The sequence below is a fragment of the Streptomyces sp. NPDC001135 genome (genome assembly GCF_053598395.1).
This window is the reverse complement of sequence record NZ_JBSFKD010000002.1, coordinates 396,675-412,972: the sequence shown is the minus strand read 5'-3', so window position 1 is coordinate 412,972 and position 16,298 is coordinate 396,675. Positions and strand designations below refer to the sequence as shown.

Here is a 16,298-nt window from a genome sequence, read left to right as displayed (position 1 = left end):
CACGAAGAGGGGCGCGGGGAACCGCGCGAGCAACCGCGGGACCGACCCGCCGCCGCCGTACAGCCCCCGCCACCCCTCCGGAACCGGGCTACGCCTCCCGCGTCCCGGCGTACATCTCGTCGATGAGGTGCTTGTACTCCCGTTCCACCACGGGTCGCTTCAGCTTCAGGCTCGGTGTGATCTCGCCGTGCTCCACGTCGAGGTCCCGCGGCAGCAGCCGGAACTTCTTGATGGTCTGCCACTTCTGGAGCCCGCTGTTGAGCTCCCGCACGTACCCGTCGACCATCTCGACCGTCTGCGGCGCGGCGACGACCTCGGCGTACGGCCTGCCCTCCAGGCCGTTCTCCTTCGCCCAGTCCAGGATCGCGATCTCGTCCAGGGCGATGAGGGCCGTGCAGTAGTTCCGGTCGGCACCGTGTACCAGGATGTTGGACACGTACGGGCACACCCCCTTGAACTGGCCCTCGACCTCGGCCGGAGCGACGTACTTGCCGCCGGAGGTCTTGATGAGGTCCTTCTTGCGGTCGGTGATGCGCAGATAGCCGTCGGGCGACAGCTCGCCGATGTCCCCGGTGTGGAACCAGCCGTCGGACTCCAGCACCTCGGCGGTCTTCTCGGGCAGCTTGTGGTAGCCCTGCATGATGCCGGGGCCGCGCAGCAGGATCTCCCCGTCGTCGGCGATGCGCACCTCCGTGCCGGGCAGCGGCTTGCCGACCGTGCCGGTGCGGTAGGCCTCGCCGGGGTTGACGAAGGAGGCCGCGGAGGACTCGGTGAGGCCGTAGCCCTCCAGGATGTGGATGCCGGCGCCGGCGAAGAAGTAGCCGATCTCGGGGGCGAGCGCGGAGGCACCGGAGACGCAGGCGCGCAGCCGGCCGCCGAACGCCTCGCGCAGCTTGCCGTAGACGAGGGTGTCGGCGACCTTGTGCTTGGCGGCCAGGCCGAACGGCACGGCGTGGGTGCCGGTGCGGCGGAAGTTGTCCTGGCTGACCTTGGCGTACTCGCGGGCGACCTCGGCGGCCCACTGGAAGATCTTGTACTTGGCGGGGCCGCCCTCGCGGGCCTTGGCGGCGACGCCGTTGTAGACCTTCTCGAAGATGCGGGGCACCGCCGCCATGTACGTCGGCTGCACCACCGGAAGGTTCTCGATGATCTTGTCGACCCGGCCGTCGACGGCGGTGACATGGCCGACCTCGATCTGGCCCGAGGTCAGTACCTTGCCGAAGACGTGCGCGAGCGGCAGCCACAGGTACTGCACGTCCTCGCTGGTGATCAGCCCGGTCGCGGCGATCGCCCTGGCCATGTACGCCCAGTTGTCGTGCGGGAGCCTGACTCCCTTGGGGCGGCCGGTGGTGCCGGAGGTGTAGATGAGGGTGGCGAGCTGGTCCTTGGTGATGGCGCCGACCCGCTCCTTGATCAGCTGCGGGTGCTGCTCCAGATAGGCGGCGCCGCGCCGCTCCAGCTCGGCGAGGGTGATCACCCAGTCGCTCGTCTCGACGCCGGCCGGGTCGATGACGACGACCTTGGCGAGGTCGGGCAGTTCGGCGCGCTTCTCGACGGCCTTGGCGGCCTGGGCCGCGTCCTCGGCGAGCAGCACCCGGCTCTCGGAGTCGGAGAGGATGAAGGCCGACTCGTCCGCGTTGGTCTGCGGGTAGATGGTGGTCGTGGCGCCGCCGGCGCACAGGATGCCGAGGTCGGCGAGGATCCACTCGACCCGGGTGGAGGAGGCGAGCGCCACCCGCTGCTCGGGCTGCACGCCCAGTTCGATGAGGCCGGCCGCGATCGCGTACACCCGCTCGGCCGCCTGCGCCCAGCTGAGCGACTTCCAGTCGTCGGGGCCCTGGCCGGCGGCGGGCACCGGATAGCGGTAGGCCTCGGCGTCCGGTGTGGCCGCCACGCGCTCCAGGAAGAGGGCCGCCACGGACGGCGGACGGTTCTCGATCAGGGTCTGTGTGTCGCTCACGACATCCTCCGGGGGCCCGCGACGGTGCGGCTGACTCGGTGCGGCTGGGTTAACTCACGGTGGGGGTTCGTGCTGCTGCTTCGCTATTGTTTAACTCGCGAGTAACTATCGAGCAGGGATCAGAGTAAGCCGCGACCGGCCGCTGCGTAAGGGGCTTCGGCCTGTCACTTTCCACGGAGAGCGACGCTACGCACGCGTAGGGGCCCACCGCGCTTTCGCACGACAGGCCCCCGCGTGTCCTTTATGGGCACGCAACCGGTTGTTACCTTCGGTTACTTCTTGCCCTTGGCCGACCCCGCGCTGTCATCGCTGGACAGGACGGCGATGAAGGCCTCCTGCGGAACCTCCACGGAACCCACCATCTTCATCCGCTTCTTGCCTTCCTTCTGCTTCTCCAGCAGCTTCCGCTTACGGGAGATGTCACCGCCGTAGCACTTGGCGAGGACGTCCTTGCGGATGGCGCGGATGGTCTCGCGGGCGATGACCCGGGAGCCGATGGCGGCCTGCACCGGCACCTCGAAGGCCTGCCGCGGGATCAGCTCCTTGAGCTTGGCGACGAGCCGCACGCCGTAGGCGTACGCCTGGTCCTTGTGGGTGATCGCCGAGAACGCGTCGACCTTGTCGCCGTGCAGCAGGATGTCGACCTTGACCAGGGAGCTGGTCTGCTCGCCGGTGGGCTCGTAGTCCAGCGAGGCGTAGCCGCGGGTCTTGGACTTCAGCTGGTCGAAGAAGTCGAAGACGATCTCCGCGAGCGGCAGCGTGTAGCGGATCTCGACGCGGTCCTCCGAGAGGTAGTCCATGCCGAGCAGGGTGCCGCGCCGGGTCTGGCACAGCTCCATGATCGAGCCGATGAACTCGGTCGGCGCGAGGATGGTGGCCCGCACGACCGGCTCGAAGACCTCGTTGATCTTGCCCTCGGGGAACTCGCTCGGGTTGGTGACCGTGTGCTCGCTGCCGTCCTCCATGACCACGCGGTAGACCACGTTGGGGGCGGTGGCGATCAGGTCGAGGCCGAACTCGCGCTCCAGGCGCTCCCGGATCACGTCCAGGTGCAGCAGGCCGAGGAAGCCCACGCGGAAGCCGAAGCCGAGGGCCGCGGAGGTCTCCGGCTCGTAGACGAGGGCGGCGTCGTTGAGCTGGAGCTTGTCCAGGGCCTCGCGCAGTTCCGGATAGTCGGAACCGTCGAGCGGGTACAGCCCGGAGAAGACCATCGGCTTGGGGTCCTTGTACCCGCCGAGGGCCTCCGTGGCGCCCTTGCTCTGGCTGGTGACGGTGTCACCGACCTTGGACTGCCGGACGTCCTTCACACCGGTGATGAGGTAACCCACCTCGCCGACGCCGAGGCCGTCGGCGGGGAGCATCTCGGGCGAGTTGACGCCGATCTCCAGCAGCTCGTGCGTGGCGCCGGTGGACATCATCTTGATGCGCTCGCGCTTGTTGAGCTGGCCGTCGATGACACGGACGTACGTCACGACACCGCGGTACGAGTCGTACACGGAGTCGAAGATCATCGCGCGGGCGGGCGCGTCGGCGACACCGACCGGCGCCGGGATCTCCTTGACGACCTTGTTCAGCAGCGCGTCCACGCCGAGACCGGTCTTCGCGGAGACCTTCAGGACGTCGTCCGGGTCGCAGCCGACCAGGTTCGCCAGCTCCTCGGCGAACTTCTCCGGCTGGGCGGCCGGCAGGTCGATCTTGTTCAGCACGGGGATGATCGTGAGGTCGTTCTCCATCGCCAGGTACAGGTTGGCGAGGGTCTGCGCCTCGATGCCCTGGGCGGCGTCGACGAGGAGGATGGTCCCCTCACAGGCGGCGAGCGACCGCGAGACCTCGTAGGTGAAGTCGACGTGCCCCGGGGTGTCGATCATGTTGAGGATGTGGGTCGTGCCCTGGTCGGGGCCCTCGGTCGGGGCCCAGGGCAGACGCACCGCCTGGGACTTGATCGTGATGCCGCGCTCGCGCTCGATGTCCATCCGGTCGAGGTACTGAGCACGCATCTGCCGCTGCTCGACCACACCGGTCAGCTGGAGCATCCGGTCGGCGAGCGTGGACTTGCCGTGGTCGATGTGCGCGATGATGCAGAAATTGCGGATCAGAGCCGGGGCGGTACGGCTCGGCTCGGGCACATGGTTAGGGGTCGCGGGCACGCAGGGTCCTGTCTCTTGAGGCGCCTTATGCCTCGGGTCGGATCGATACGTAGTCTCCATGGTCCCACGCGGAGGGACCGGGCACCGTTTTGGGCCGCTCGCAGGGCCACTGGTACTGTAGATGGCTGTGCCTCATGCCCTCTCAGCGCGAGGCGCGTCAGAGAAATTTTGGATCACCGGTACGGGACCCTCACGGCCCCGCACCAGAACCTGAAAAGGCTCCTTCGTGGCGAACATCAAGTCCCAGATCAAGCGGATCAAGACCAACGAGAAGGCTCGGCTGCGCAACAAGGCCGTCAAGTCCTCCCTGAAGACCGCGGTCCGCAAGGCCCGTGAGGCCGCTGCCGCGGGTGACGTCGAGAAGGCCACCGAGCTGCAGCGCGCTGCCGCGCGTGCGCTCGACAAGGCCGTCTCGAAGGGCGTCATCCACAAGAACCAGGCCGCCAACAAGAAGTCGGCGCTTGCTTCCAAGGTCGCGTCCCTCAAGGGCTGAACCCCTTTGTGATCTGACCGCCGGACGGACCCAGAGCGGGCCCTCTCTCATCCGCTCCCGCCCGGCACCCCAGAGCCTGTTCGCGGCCTGCGTTCGCCACGCGGGAACGGGCTCGACAGCTTGAACCGGAAACCCCGGCATCCCTCCCTTCCCCAGGGCGGGTGCCGGGGTTTCGGCGTGTCTACCCGCGCCCGCGGGACCGAGCGGCACGCGCCACGGTCACGACCGCCTTCTCCAACGCGTACTCGGGGTCGTCACCCCCGCCCTTCACCCCCGCATCGGCCTCCGCGACGGCCCGCATCGCCAACGCGACCCCGTCCGGCGTCCACCCCCGCATCTGCTGCCGCACCCGATCGATCTTCCACGGCGGCATCCCGAGCTCCCGCGCCAGATCGGCCGGCCGCACCCCGCGCGCGGAGGACAGCTTCCCGATCGCCCGCACGCCCTGGGCCAGCGCACTGGTGATCATCACCGGCGCCACGCCCGTCGCCAGCGACCACCGCAGCGCCTCCAGCGCCTCCGCCGTACGGCCCTCCACGGCCCGGTCGGCGACCGTGAAGCTGGAGGCCTCGGCCCGGCCGGTGTAGTACCGCCCGACGACGGCCTCGTCGATGGTCCCCTCCACGTCGGCGACCAGCTGAGACACCGCCGAGGCCAGCTCCCGCAGATCACTGCCGATGGCGTCGCACAGTGTCTGACACGCCTCGGGCGTCGCCGACCGTCCCACCGCCCGGAACTCCCCGCGCACGAAGGCCAGCCGGTCCGCCGGCTTGGTCATCTTCGGGCAGGCCACCTCGCGGGCCCCCGCCTTGCGCGCGGCATCCAGCAGCCCCTTGCCCTTCGCCCCGCCCGCGTGCAGCAGCACGAGGGTGATCTCCTCGGCGGGCGCCCCGAGATACGCCTTCACGTCCTTGACCGTGTCGGCGGACAGGTCCTGCGCGTTGCGCACGACCACGACTTTCCGCTCGGCGAAGAGCGAGGGACTGGTGAGCTCGGCGAGCGTGCCGGGCTGCAACTGGTCCGGGGTGAGGTCGCGTACGTCCGTGTCGGCGTCGGCGGCCTTGGCGGCGGCCACCACCTCCTGCACGGCACGGTCGAGCAGGAGGTCCTCCTGGCCCACGGCAAGCGTCACCGGGGCGAGAGGGTCGTCATTCGCAGTCTTCCTGGCCATCGCTCACAGCATCCCACGAGGCACTGACAACGGACCCACGCCGCGGTGCGCCGAGGACGGGCAAGCGGGCTGAGCCAGGGCTCCTCCCACATCCACCCGGGAGCGGGTCAGGGCTCCTCCCGCGACCCGAGGCCTGGGGTCAGGGCTCCTCCCGCCACCCGTCCCACTCCTCCGCGAACGCGTCCAGCTCCGCCGGATCCAGCCGCCCCTCCTCGTCGCGCAGCACCACCAGCCACTGCGCGTCCTCGGCATCGTCCTCGCCGGCCAGAGCGTCCCGGACGAGCCGCGGCTCCTCATCCAGCCCGAACCGCTCCCCCAGTGCCTCGGCCGCCTCCTCGGCGGCATCCCGGTCGGGCAGCACCAGTACGTGTCTCACATCGCTCACGGGGCCATTCTCCGGTACCGCACGAGAACCGAATCCCCAGGTCAGGCCTCGGGCGCACCCCGCACCTCGAGGTCGACCGGAGCGCGTGGCGGCGCGGACCGCCGGCTCGGCTCCGGATCAGGGGTTCGGCTTCCGGTTCCGCACCGTGGGCACACGGTCCAGCTCGATCCCGAACCGCTCCCGGTACACGGTCAGCACCTCCTCGTCCGTCTCCAACTCCCGTTTCCCCCGCTTCCCGTCACCCGCCGTCGTCTTCAGCACGCGCCCGCTGAGCGTGATCCTCCCCCCGTCCTCGGTGATCCGTGAGCAGACCAGCGACTGGGTGAAGTGCGACAACGGCGAGGTCCTGTGCCACCAGGCCCCGGCCACGAAGTCCCCGAGCACCCGGGGCCGGGTCTCCAGCCGGTACTGCGGCCTGCCGTCCCGTATGACGTCCAGGTCCCCGTCCCCCGCCGGGCCGCCGCCGCGCGCCCCGGCCGCGTCCGGCCCGGCCTCCGCGACCCGGAACACACCGCCCGGGTCGGCCTGCTCCGCGCGTTCCGCGTACCTCAGGGGGTAGTGGCTGTGCGCCCCGAACCCGACGTCCGCGATCCAGGTGTCCCCCTCCACCGTCCGCACCCGCAGGGCCAGGTGGTCGTACGGGATGCCGAGCCGCCCCTCGTCGCCGTACACCCGGGCCGCGAGCAGTTCGACCTCGTAGCCGAGAGCGGCGAGCAACGCGCCGAACAGGCCGTTCAGTTCGTAGCAGAAGCCGCCCCGCCCGCGTCCTGTCACCTTGTCCAGCAGCCACTCCTCCTCCAGCACGATCTCCTCGTCGAGGTGGATGGACAGGTTCTCGAAGGGGACGGACCGCAGATACCGCAGATGCAGCTCACGCAGGGCCCGCCCGGTGGGCCGCCGCGGGCGCTCGGCCCCGATCCGGCGGAGGCAGTCGTCGACCTGGCTCGAATCCATGCACCCAGTCTGGGTGAAACCCCGCTCTCAGTCCCTCGCCACCCGCACCTCCCCGTTGGCCCCTCCCGTCCCGCCGACCGCCAGCTCTCCGTCCCGGTCGGTGCGCAGCACCAGCGCGCCGCCCGCCCGCAGCGCGGCCACGGTCGCCGGAGCCGGATGTCCGTACGGGTTGTCCGCACCGCAGCTGATGAGCGCCACCCGGGGAGCCGCCAGCCGCATCAGCTCCGGGTCCTGATAGGCCGAGCCGTGGTGGGCCACCTTCAGTACGTCCACACCGGCCAGCTCGGCCGCCGCCGGTGACCGCGCCAGCGCCTGCTGGGCCGGCGGTTCGAGATCGCCCAGCAACAGCAGCCGCAGTCCGCCGGAACGGACCAGCATCGCGACGCTGGCGTCGTTCGGCCCGTCCGGCTCCGGCACGGGGCCCGGCCACGCCGGGTACCGCGGGTCGGACGACGGCCGCGTGCTCGGCGGGGGCCACAGGACCTGCCAGGAGAGCGGACCGGTGTGCCGTTCCTCACCCGCGACGGCCCGCGTGACCGGGATGTGCCGCGCCGCCGCCTGCCTGGTGACGAACTCGGCCTGGTCGGCGGGTTCCTCGAAGCCGGTGGTCGCGATCGCGGCCACCGAACGGCCCCGCAGGACACCGGGCAGCCCCGCCACGTGGTCGGCGTGGAAATGGGTCAGGACGAGCAGCGGGACGCGCGTGATGCCCAGCTGCCGCAGACAGTGGTCCACCAGCGCCGGATCGGGTCCGGCGTCCACGACCACCCCGGCCCCCTCGCCCGCCGCCAGTACGGTCGCGTCGCCCTGCCCCACGTCGCACATCGCGAACCGCCAGCCCGGCGGCGGCCAGCCCGTGATCACCCGGGTCAGCGGCGCCGGCCGCACCACCACCAGCACGAGCAGCACCGCGAGCAACCCGGTGCACCACGGGTGCCGCGACAAGCGCCGGCCGGCCAGGACGACAACCACGGTGACCGCCGCGAGCGCCAGCGCCCCCGGCCAGCTTCCCGGCCAGCCCACTCCCGCACCGGGCAGCGACGCCCCCGTCCGGGCCACTTCGGCGATCCACCCGGCCGGCCAACTCGCGCACCAGGCCAGCGCCTTGGCCGGTGCCATCGCCAGCGGTGCCGTCACGAGCGCCGCGAACCCCAGCACCGTGGCCGGCGCCACCGCCACCTCCGCCAGCAGGTTGCACGGCACCGCCACCAGGCTCACCCGCGCCGACAGCACGGCCGTGACGGGGGCGCAGACCGCCTGTGCCGCGGCGGCCGCCGCCAGCGCCTCCGCGAGCCTCGGCGGCACCCGGCGCCGCCGCAACGCCTCGCTCCAGCCCGGTGCCAGCACCAGCAGCGCGCCGGTGGCCAGCACGGAGAGCAGGAAGCCGTAAGTGCGGGCCAGCCACGGGTCGTAGAGCACCAGCAGCAGAACGGCCGTGGCCAGTGCCGGGACCAGGGACCTGCGGCGCCCGGTGGCCAGGGCGAGCAGCGCCACCGCGCCACAGACGGCGGCCCTCAGCACACTGGGGTCGGGCCGGCTCACGACCACGAACCCCAGCGTGAGCCCTCCGGCGAGCAGCGCGGTCACCCGCAGCGAGAGCCCCAGGCGGGGGGCCAGGCCGCGGCGCTCGACCTGCTGGGCCAGTCCGGGCGGCCCGATCAGCAGTGCGAGCAGGATGGTGAGGTTGCTGCCGGACACGGCCAGCGTGTGTGCCAGATCCGTCTCCTTGAAGGCGTCGTCCAGCTCGGGTGTGATCCGTGAGGTGTCCCCGACGACCAGCCCGGGAAGCAGGGCCCGCGCGTCCCCCGGCAGACCGCCGGTCGCCTCCCGCAGCCCGGCCCTGAGCCGTCCCGCGAGCCGTTGCGGCCCGCTGGGGCCCGCCACGATCCGCGGCCCTGGGCGGCCACGCACCCGCAGCACGGCCGCGGAGCGGTCCCCGCCGGTCAGTGCGGGTGCCAGCCGCCCACCCACCCGCAACCGCGTGGACGGCAACACCCTGAGCCAGGCCGCACGCGCACCCCGCGCGCCCCGGACCGCGGGGCCCACCGCACCCTCCTCCGCCGAACCGCCGTTGCGAGCGGCACCCTGCGGCGCCGGCACATCCGCGTCGACGACCAGCAGCACCGGAGTCCGCGTCCGCACACTCGTCCCGTCGGGCCGATCGACGCGCCGCACCTCCGCCCGGGCCAGTACCGCCACCGGCGTCGCGTGATCACCGCGCACTCGCGGCCGGCTCAGCCAGGGATCGCCGCTCACCTCGACCTCGGCGGTCACGGCCGCATACCGCCGGGCCAGCTCGGGCACCGGCCCGCGCCGTACATCCGCCCCGTGCAGTCCGGCAGAGGCGGCCGCGGCGGCGACGCAGAGCAGCACGGCGGCGATCGAGGCACGAGCCCAGGCGAACCGCTGGAGTGTCCGTCCGCCCTGTGTCCCCGGTCCGGCCCGGGCGGACCGTGTGGGCCGCCCGGACCGCGCGGGCCTGCGCGCCGACAACAGAACGATCCCGCCCACCAGGCAGACGACCGCGACGCCGGCCGTCCAGGCCGGCGGTGTCTCCAGGGTCAGGGCCGCCGTGGCCCAGGCGGCGAGCGCGGGCGGCACCAGGCGCAGGTCCATGGGCCCGGCCCGGTCGCCGCGCGCGGCCCCGTCCTCCCCGGGGGCACGGACCACGGCATCTGCGGAGCCCAGGACCCTCGGTCGCCCACGCCCTGGCCCGGCAGCGGTGCGTGCGCCGGGCCTTCCCCGTACCGGCGGCCCGCCGTCGGTGACCCGGCTCATGGCCGTACCAGTTTCCGCAGATCACCGAAGCGGCGGTCGCCGATGCCGTGGACCTCGCGCAGTTCGTCCACCGAACGGAAACCGCCGTGCTGGGTGCGGTAGTCGATGATGTGCTGGGCGAGCACCGGGCCGACCCCGGGCAAGGTGTCGAGCTGGTCCGCCGTGGCCGTGTTGAGGGAGACGGGCGCCGCCGGACCCGCAGCGGCCGGTCCGGGAGCCGGCCCGGCGGCCGGTCCGGGTGCCGGTGCCGCCCCGGCGGGCGCGCCTACGACGACCTGTTCGCCGTCGACCAGGAATCGGGCCCGGTTGAGCCCGTCGGTGCTCACGCCCGGGCGGACACCGCCGGCCGCCCGCAGCGCGTCGGCCACCCGGGAACCGGCCGGCAGGCGCCGGATCCCCGGTTCACGGACCTTGCCGCTGACGTCCACGACGATCTGTCCGCCAGGCGTCGGCGACGCGCCCGCTCGCGCACCGCTCTTCGCGTCGTCCTCCTTCCTGGCGTAGGGAGTCTGCGCCCGCACCACTTGAGGGGCGCTCACGGACTCCGTACGCCCGGCCCAGAAGTGCAGTGCGGCGAACACCGCGGCGGCCACGAGGACCACGGAGAGCGCCACGACTCCGCGCCGCTCCACGGCGACCTGCGCCTGCAACCGCACCGGCATCCGCTCTCGCAACGCCAGCCCGGCCCGCTCCCGCCATCCGGGACCGGCGGGCTTCCGGGGCGCCAACCGGTTTGCGGTGTCGGCAGGTTCGGGTTCCGGTGATGTGCTCGACGGTGGCCCCGTTTCGTCAGCCGGCAGGGCGTTCGGTGCTGTGGCCGGGCGAGGTACGGCAGTGGCCGCTGTCCTCGCCGGACTCGGACCGGATGCCGGGGCCGCCGTCGTCACCGTGTCGGTCACCGGACACTCGGGAGCCTCCCCGTCCGGAGGTCCGTTGCCCGACTCGCGCCATCGCGCGGCTCGTTCGCCGAAGAGGAGTTCGGCTCGGCGGCGCAGTTCCTCGGCCGGTGCCGGCGGGCGGCGGCGGTGGTCGATGCCGCGGCGGTGGCGGATTCGGCCGTCGGAGGTGGGACCGCGGCCCGGGCCGCTGGTCGCCGTGGCTGTGCGGGTACGTGATCGAAGTGCCATGCGACGAGGATGGAACATCCCGCCGATTCGCGATGATCTTGGTCAATTCCCGGGGACGACGGCCCGGTTGTGGACAACTCCACCACCCGCACGAGTGAAAGGGTCAGCCCGCGAAGGAAGGGCCGGCGGATGGTGAAGGATCAGCGGGGCGAGACCACCGCTCCCAGCAGCCCGGGACCGGTGTGTGCCCCGATCACCGCCCCGACCTCGCTGACATGCAGGTCTGCCAGGCCCGGCACCCGTTCCCGCAGCCGGTCGGCGAGCGCGGTGGCCCGGTCGGGTGCGGCGAGATGGTGGACGGCGATGTCGACCTCGGCGCCGCCCGCCCGCTCGGCGGCGATCTCCTCGAGTCGCGCGATGGCCTTGGAGGCCGTACGGACCTTCTCGAGCAGTTCGATGCGGCCGCCGTCCAGCTGGAGCAGGGGTTTGACGGCGAGCGCGGATCCGAGCAGGGCCTGTGCTGCTCCGATGCGGCCGCCGCGGCGCAGATAGTCGAGGGTGTCGACGTAGAAGTAGGCGGACGTGCCCGCGGCCCGCTTCTCGGCGGCCGTGACGGCCTCGTCCACGGTGCCGCCGGCCTCCGCGGTCTCGGCCGCGGCGAGCGCGCAGAAGCCGAGGGCCATCGCGACCATCCCGGTGTCCACCACCCGTACCGGCACCGGTGCTTCGCGCGCCGCGAGGACCGCCGCGTCGTAGGTGCCCGACAGCTCGGCGGACAGGTGCAGGGAGACGATTCCGCTCGCGCCGGACGCGGCGACCCTGCGGTAGGTTTCCGCGAACACCTCGGGGCTCGGCCGGGAGGTCGTGACAGGACGGCGTTTCTGCAGCGCCTGGGCGAGCGAGCGCGTCGAGATCTCGGTGCCCTCCTCGAGTGCCTGGTCACCGAGGACGACGGTCAGGGGCACCGCCGTGATGCCGTGACGCTCCATCGTCCGCGGCGGCAGGTAGGCCGTTGAATCGGTGACGATCGCGACATGGCGGGACATGACCTGGAGGTTACCTGCCGTAGTGCTCGCGCGGCAGCCCGGCCCCTGTGGTGCGGGCCGGGACGGCCGCTCAGGTGGTGCTCTCGGGGCGCGGCCTCTTCTGCCAGGGATAGGCGGGGCGGGGCGACGACGGGGTGACCTGCGGCGGCTCTTCGGCGGAGCGGGACGTGTGGGCGTGCCACGCTGCCGGGTCTTCCGCGGGGGACGAAGCCGTGGACCGAGCGGATGCGTCGGGCCGTTGACCGGGCGCCGGCGCGGGGCCGGCCGGGGTCCAGTGGCGCAAGGCGTCGGCCTCGATGTCTATCTGGTCGCTGAGCGCGCCCAGATCGTCCTCGACGAAGCGGCGCGCACGGTCACGGACGGCCCAGCGCAGTGAGTCCGCGGACTTGGTGATGCGCTCCGTGCGGGCGCGCAGCTCGGGCAGCCGTGCGGTGACCTCGGCCCGGTCCGGCTCCGACTCCAGGCGCCTGAGGTCGGCGTCCAGTTCGTGTCCATGAGCGCTGAGTCGCTCGAAGAGGCCGAGGGACTCCTTCAGTGACTCGTCCTCTGCCGCGCCCGCGCGCAGCGCGTCCTGGGTGGCGCGCATCGAGGTGCGCAGTGCGAGCCGCAGCTGCGCGATCTCGGCGGCCGGACCGACCTGGACGAAGGACTTGGCACGCAGCGTGTGGTCCTCGACCGTGCGGCGGGCCTGCTCGATCCTCCGGTCGACCCCGCGCTTGGCGGCGCCCACCACCTTGACCGTGACGTACGCGCCCAGGCCGATGAGGAGCAGAAAGAGCAGGGCGAACACGGCGATCACTGCTTCCATGACGCTCCTCCTCCGGCCGGCGCGGCACTCGCCGCTGCGCTTTCCACGGTAAACGCAGCGGGCAGGTCCGGAGTTCCGGAAGAACCCCGATCCTGCCCGTAGGGGACTACCCCGATGCCGGTCGTGGCCGGCGTCCGGTCACCAGCCCCCTGGCCGCGCTGTACCGATGTGCGTCACGCCGGAACGATGTTCACCAGCTTGGGTGCCCGGACGATCACCTTGCGGATGCCCGCGCCGCCCAGCGCCGCGACGACCTTCTCGTCGGACAGGGCCACCTTCTCCAGTTCCTCCTCGGAAATGGCCGGCGGCACCTCCAGACGGGCCTTGACCTTGCCCTTGATCTGCACGACGCAGGTCACGGTCTCGTCCACGACGTAGTCCGGGTCGGCGACCGGGAAGTCCCGGTGGACGACCGAGTCGGTGTGGCCCAGCTTGCGCCACAGTTCCTCGGCGATGTGCGGGGCCAGGGGGGCGATCAGCAGCACCAGCGGCTCGGCCACGGACCGCGGGACCGCGGTGCCGGCCTTGGTCAGGTGGTTGTTCAGCTCGGTGACCTTGGCGATGGCGGTGTTGAAGCGCAGGCCCTCCAGGTCCTGGCGGACGCCGTCGATCGCCTTGTGCAGGGCGCGCAGGGTCTCCTCGTCCGGCTCGGCGTCGGTGACGGTGATCTCACCGGTCGCCTCGTCGACGATGTTGCGCCACAGCCGCTGCAGCAGCCGGAACTGGCCGACGACCGCGCGCGTGTCCCACGGACGGGAGACGTCCAGCGGGCCCATGGCCATCTCGTACAGGCGCAGGGTGTCGGCGCCGTACTCGGCGGCGATCTCGTCCGGGGTCACCGCGTTCTTCAGGGACTTGCCCATCTTGCCCAGCAGGCGGCTGACCTTCTCGCCCTGGTAGTAGTACGCGCCGTCGCGCTCCTCCACCTCGGCGGCCGGCACCGCGATGCCGCGGCTGTCGCGGTAGACGTAGGCCTGGATCATGCCCTGGTTGAACAGCTTGTGGAACGGCTCGGCCGACGAGACGTGGCCCAGGTCGTACAGGACCTTGGACCAGAAGCGCGCGTACAGCAGGTGCAGCACGGCGTGCTCGGCGCCGCCGACGTACAGGTCGACACCGCCGTGCGGCCGGCCCTCGCGCGGGCCCATCCAGTACTGCTCGATCTCGGGGTCGACCAGCCGCTCGCTGTTGTGCGGGTCCAGGTAGCGGAACTCGTACCAGCAGGAACCCGCCCAGTTGGGCATGGTGTTGGTCTCGCGGCGGTACTTCTTCGGTCCGTCGCCCAGGTCCAGGGTGACGTTGACCCACTCCTCGTTGCGCGACAGCGGGGTCTCGGGCTGGGTGTTCGCGTCGTCCGGGTCGAAGGTGCGCGGGCTGTAGTCCTCGACCTCGGGCAGCTCCAGCGGCAGCATCGACTCGGGCAGCGCGTGGGCGATGCCGTCCTCGTCGTAGACGATCGGGAAGGGTTCGCCCCAGTAGCGCTGGCGGCTGAACAGCCAGTCACGCAGGCGGAAGTTGACGGTGCCCTCGCCGATGCCCTTGTCCTGCAGCCATGCGGTGATGCGGGCCTTGGCCTCGACGACGCCCAGGCCGTCCAGCGAGATCTCGTCGTTGGACGAGTTGATGATCTTGGCGTCGTACGACGCGAAGGCGTTGTCCCATGTCGAGGTGTCGGTGCCCCGGCCGTCGGTCGGCTCGACGATGCAGTGGATCGGCAGCTCGAAGGCGCGCGCGAACTCGAAGTCGCGCTGGTCGCCCGCCGGTACGGCCATGATCGCGCCGGTGCCGTAGCCCATCAGGACGTAGTCGGCGATGAAGACGGGGACCTGCTCGCCGTTGACCGGGTTGGTCGCGTACGCGCCGATGAAGACGCCGGTCTTGTCCTTGGCCTCGGCCTGCCGCTCCACGTCGGACTTGGACGCGGCCTGCGCGCGGTACGCGGCGACGGCCTCGGCCGGGGTGGCGTGACCGCCGGTCCACACCGCGTGCGTGCCCTCGGGCCATGCCTCGGGGGTGAACTTCTCGACCAGCGGGTGCTCGGGGGCCAGCACCATGTAGGTCGCGCCGAACAGGGTGTCCGGGCGGGTGGTGAAGACCGTGATGCGCTCGCCGTCGATCGGGAAGTCGACGCGGGCGCCCTCGCTGCGGCCGATCCAGTTGCGCTGCTGCAGCTTGATGGCCTCGGGCCAGTCCAGCTCCTCCAGGTCCTCCAGCAGCCGGTCGGCGTAGGCGGTGATGCGCATGTTCCACTGGCGCAGCTTGGCCTTGAAGACCGGGTAGTTGCCGCGCTCGGAGCGGCCGTCGGCGGTGACCTCCTCGTTGGCCAGCACGGTGCCCAGACCCGGGCACCAGTTGACCGGCGCGTCGGAGGCGTAGGCCAGGCGGTACTCGCCCAGGACGTCGGCGCGCTCGGTGGGGCTCAGCTCGCTCCACGCGCGCGTGGTGCCCGGGATCGCGCGCTCACCGGACTCGAACTGGCTGATCAGCTCGGAGATCGGGCGGGCCTTCCGCGCCTCGTCGTCGTACCAGGAGTTGAAGATCTGCAGGAAGATCCACTGGGTCCACTTGTAGTAGTCCGGGTCGATCGTGGCGAAGGACCGGCGCTTGTCGTGGCCCAGGCCCAGCCGGCGCAGCTGGGCCTTCATGTTCTCGATGTTGGCCTCGGTGGACACGCGCGGGTGCGTGCCGGTCTGCACGGCGTACTGCTCGGCGGGCAGGCCGAAGGCGTCGAAGCCCAGGGTGTGCAGGACGTTGTGGCCGGTCATGCGCTGGAACCGGGCGAAGACGTCGGTGGCGATGTAGCCCAGCGGGTGGCCGACGTGCAGGCCCGCACCGGAGGGGTACGGGAACATGTCCATGATGAACTTCTTGGGCCTGGCGGCCAGCTCGGCGTCGCCGGCCAGGTCACCCTTGGGGTTCGGCGCCGCGTAGGTGCCCTCGGCGTCCCAGAAGTCCTGCCAGCGTGCCTCGATCTCGGCCGCCACGGCAGCCGTGTAGCGGTGCGGCGCCGCCACCTCGGCGGCGGGGTTCGTCTCGCTCATGATCCTCAAAGCTCCATCGATCGTCTCTGCCTGCGGCTGTGACATTCAAAGAAACGAAAAAACCCCTCGCACAGGAGGGGACGCCGCGCCGATGCCGACCTCACGGTTCGACCGGGGGTCGGTACTGATCAGCGCGGCCCGCTAAGCAGAAGGCGTACGGCACGCATGGCGCTAGGGTACCGCAGGCCCCGAGCAAGCGGCGACGACCTCGGGCAGACGGGGACGGCTTGAGCAAGCCGCGACGCGCCTCCGTATCCCTTGTGGACATGCCAGGAACCCCGCCGGAACTGAACCAAGGTCAAGGATTACTTCGCGTACCGTCCGCTAAGGGACATCGTCCCAGTCACATCATCCGTTGATAACAACGCAATAACTCAAACCCCGTACTGATCGGTATGGCTCCACTTAGAGTTCGGCAGCGGGACCGCTTTCCCGAAACTGCTCGGAG

At 71.4% G+C, this 16,298-nt stretch carries 11 protein-coding genes; 1 reads left to right on the top strand and 10 read right to left on the bottom strand.

What is annotated here, in order from left to right:
• Positions 1-88: 88 nt before the first annotated feature.
• Together ACWC94_RS04865 and lepA are read right to left on the bottom strand one after the other, a co-directional pair.
• Complete coding sequence (locus ACWC94_RS04865) at positions 89-1,960, bottom strand: AMP-dependent synthetase/ligase (RefSeq protein ID WP_450794939.1); 1,872 nt, start codon at positions 1,958-1,960, stop codon at positions 89-91.
• Positions 1,961-2,232: 272 nt separating this feature from the next.
• Positions 2,233-4,107, bottom strand: coding sequence for a translation elongation factor 4 (gene lepA / locus ACWC94_RS04860; protein WP_450794938.1), 1,875 nt, complete (start codon positions 4,105-4,107; stop codon positions 2,233-2,235).
• Positions 4,108-4,333: 226 nt separating this feature from the next.
• On the opposite strand from lepA, the gene rpsT reads away from it, so the two are divergent.
• The gene (gene rpsT / locus ACWC94_RS04855) at positions 4,334-4,600 is read left to right on the top strand and encodes a 30S ribosomal protein S20 (RefSeq protein ID WP_089106790.1); all 267 of its coding nucleotides are present in this window, start codon (positions 4,334-4,336) and stop codon (positions 4,598-4,600) included.
• A 181-nt stretch (positions 4,601-4,781) separates the two neighbouring features.
• Here rpsT and holA read toward each other — a convergent pair whose 3' ends face one another.
• From holA to leuS, 8 genes are all read right to left on the bottom strand, one after another.
• Positions 4,782-5,771, bottom strand: a complete 990-nt coding sequence (gene holA, locus ACWC94_RS04850) for a DNA polymerase III subunit delta (protein WP_450794937.1) — start codon at positions 5,769-5,771, stop codon at positions 4,782-4,784.
• Between the two features lie 139 nt (positions 5,772-5,910).
• A complete protein-coding gene (locus ACWC94_RS04845) occupies positions 5,911-6,156 on the bottom strand; it encodes a hypothetical protein (RefSeq protein ID WP_450794936.1) in 246 nt (81 codons plus the stop codon).
• 117 nt (positions 6,157-6,273) lie between these two features.
• Complete coding sequence (locus tag ACWC94_RS04840; protein ID WP_450794934.1) at positions 6,274-7,110, bottom strand: arylamine N-acetyltransferase family protein; 837 nt, start codon at positions 7,108-7,110, stop codon at positions 6,274-6,276.
• Positions 7,111-7,137: 27 nt separating this feature from the next.
• On the bottom strand, positions 7,138-9,888 hold the full coding sequence (locus ACWC94_RS04835; protein WP_450794933.1) for a ComEC/Rec2 family competence protein: 2,751 nt from the start codon (positions 9,886-9,888) through the stop codon (positions 7,138-7,140).
• Positions 9,885-11,015 (bottom strand): helix-hairpin-helix domain-containing protein, encoded by a 1,131-nt coding sequence (locus ACWC94_RS04830; RefSeq protein ID WP_450794932.1) that lies wholly within the window; start codon positions 11,013-11,015, stop codon positions 9,885-9,887. Before ACWC94_RS04830 ends, ACWC94_RS04835 begins: the two co-directional genes overlap by 4 nt.
• 140 nt (positions 11,016-11,155) lie before the next feature.
• Entirely contained in the window at positions 11,156-12,001 is an 846-nt protein-coding gene (locus ACWC94_RS04825) for a DegV family protein (RefSeq protein WP_450794931.1), read from the bottom strand.
• A gap of 70 nt (positions 12,002-12,071) precedes the next feature.
• A complete protein-coding gene (locus ACWC94_RS04820) occupies positions 12,072-12,809 on the bottom strand; it encodes a hypothetical protein (protein WP_450794930.1) in 738 nt (245 codons plus the stop codon).
• A 173-nt stretch (positions 12,810-12,982) separates the two neighbouring features.
• Complete coding sequence (leuS, locus tag ACWC94_RS04815; RefSeq protein ID WP_450794929.1) at positions 12,983-15,850, bottom strand: leucine--tRNA ligase; 2,868 nt, start codon at positions 15,848-15,850, stop codon at positions 12,983-12,985.
• Between the last annotated feature and the right edge of the window lie 448 nt (positions 15,851-16,298).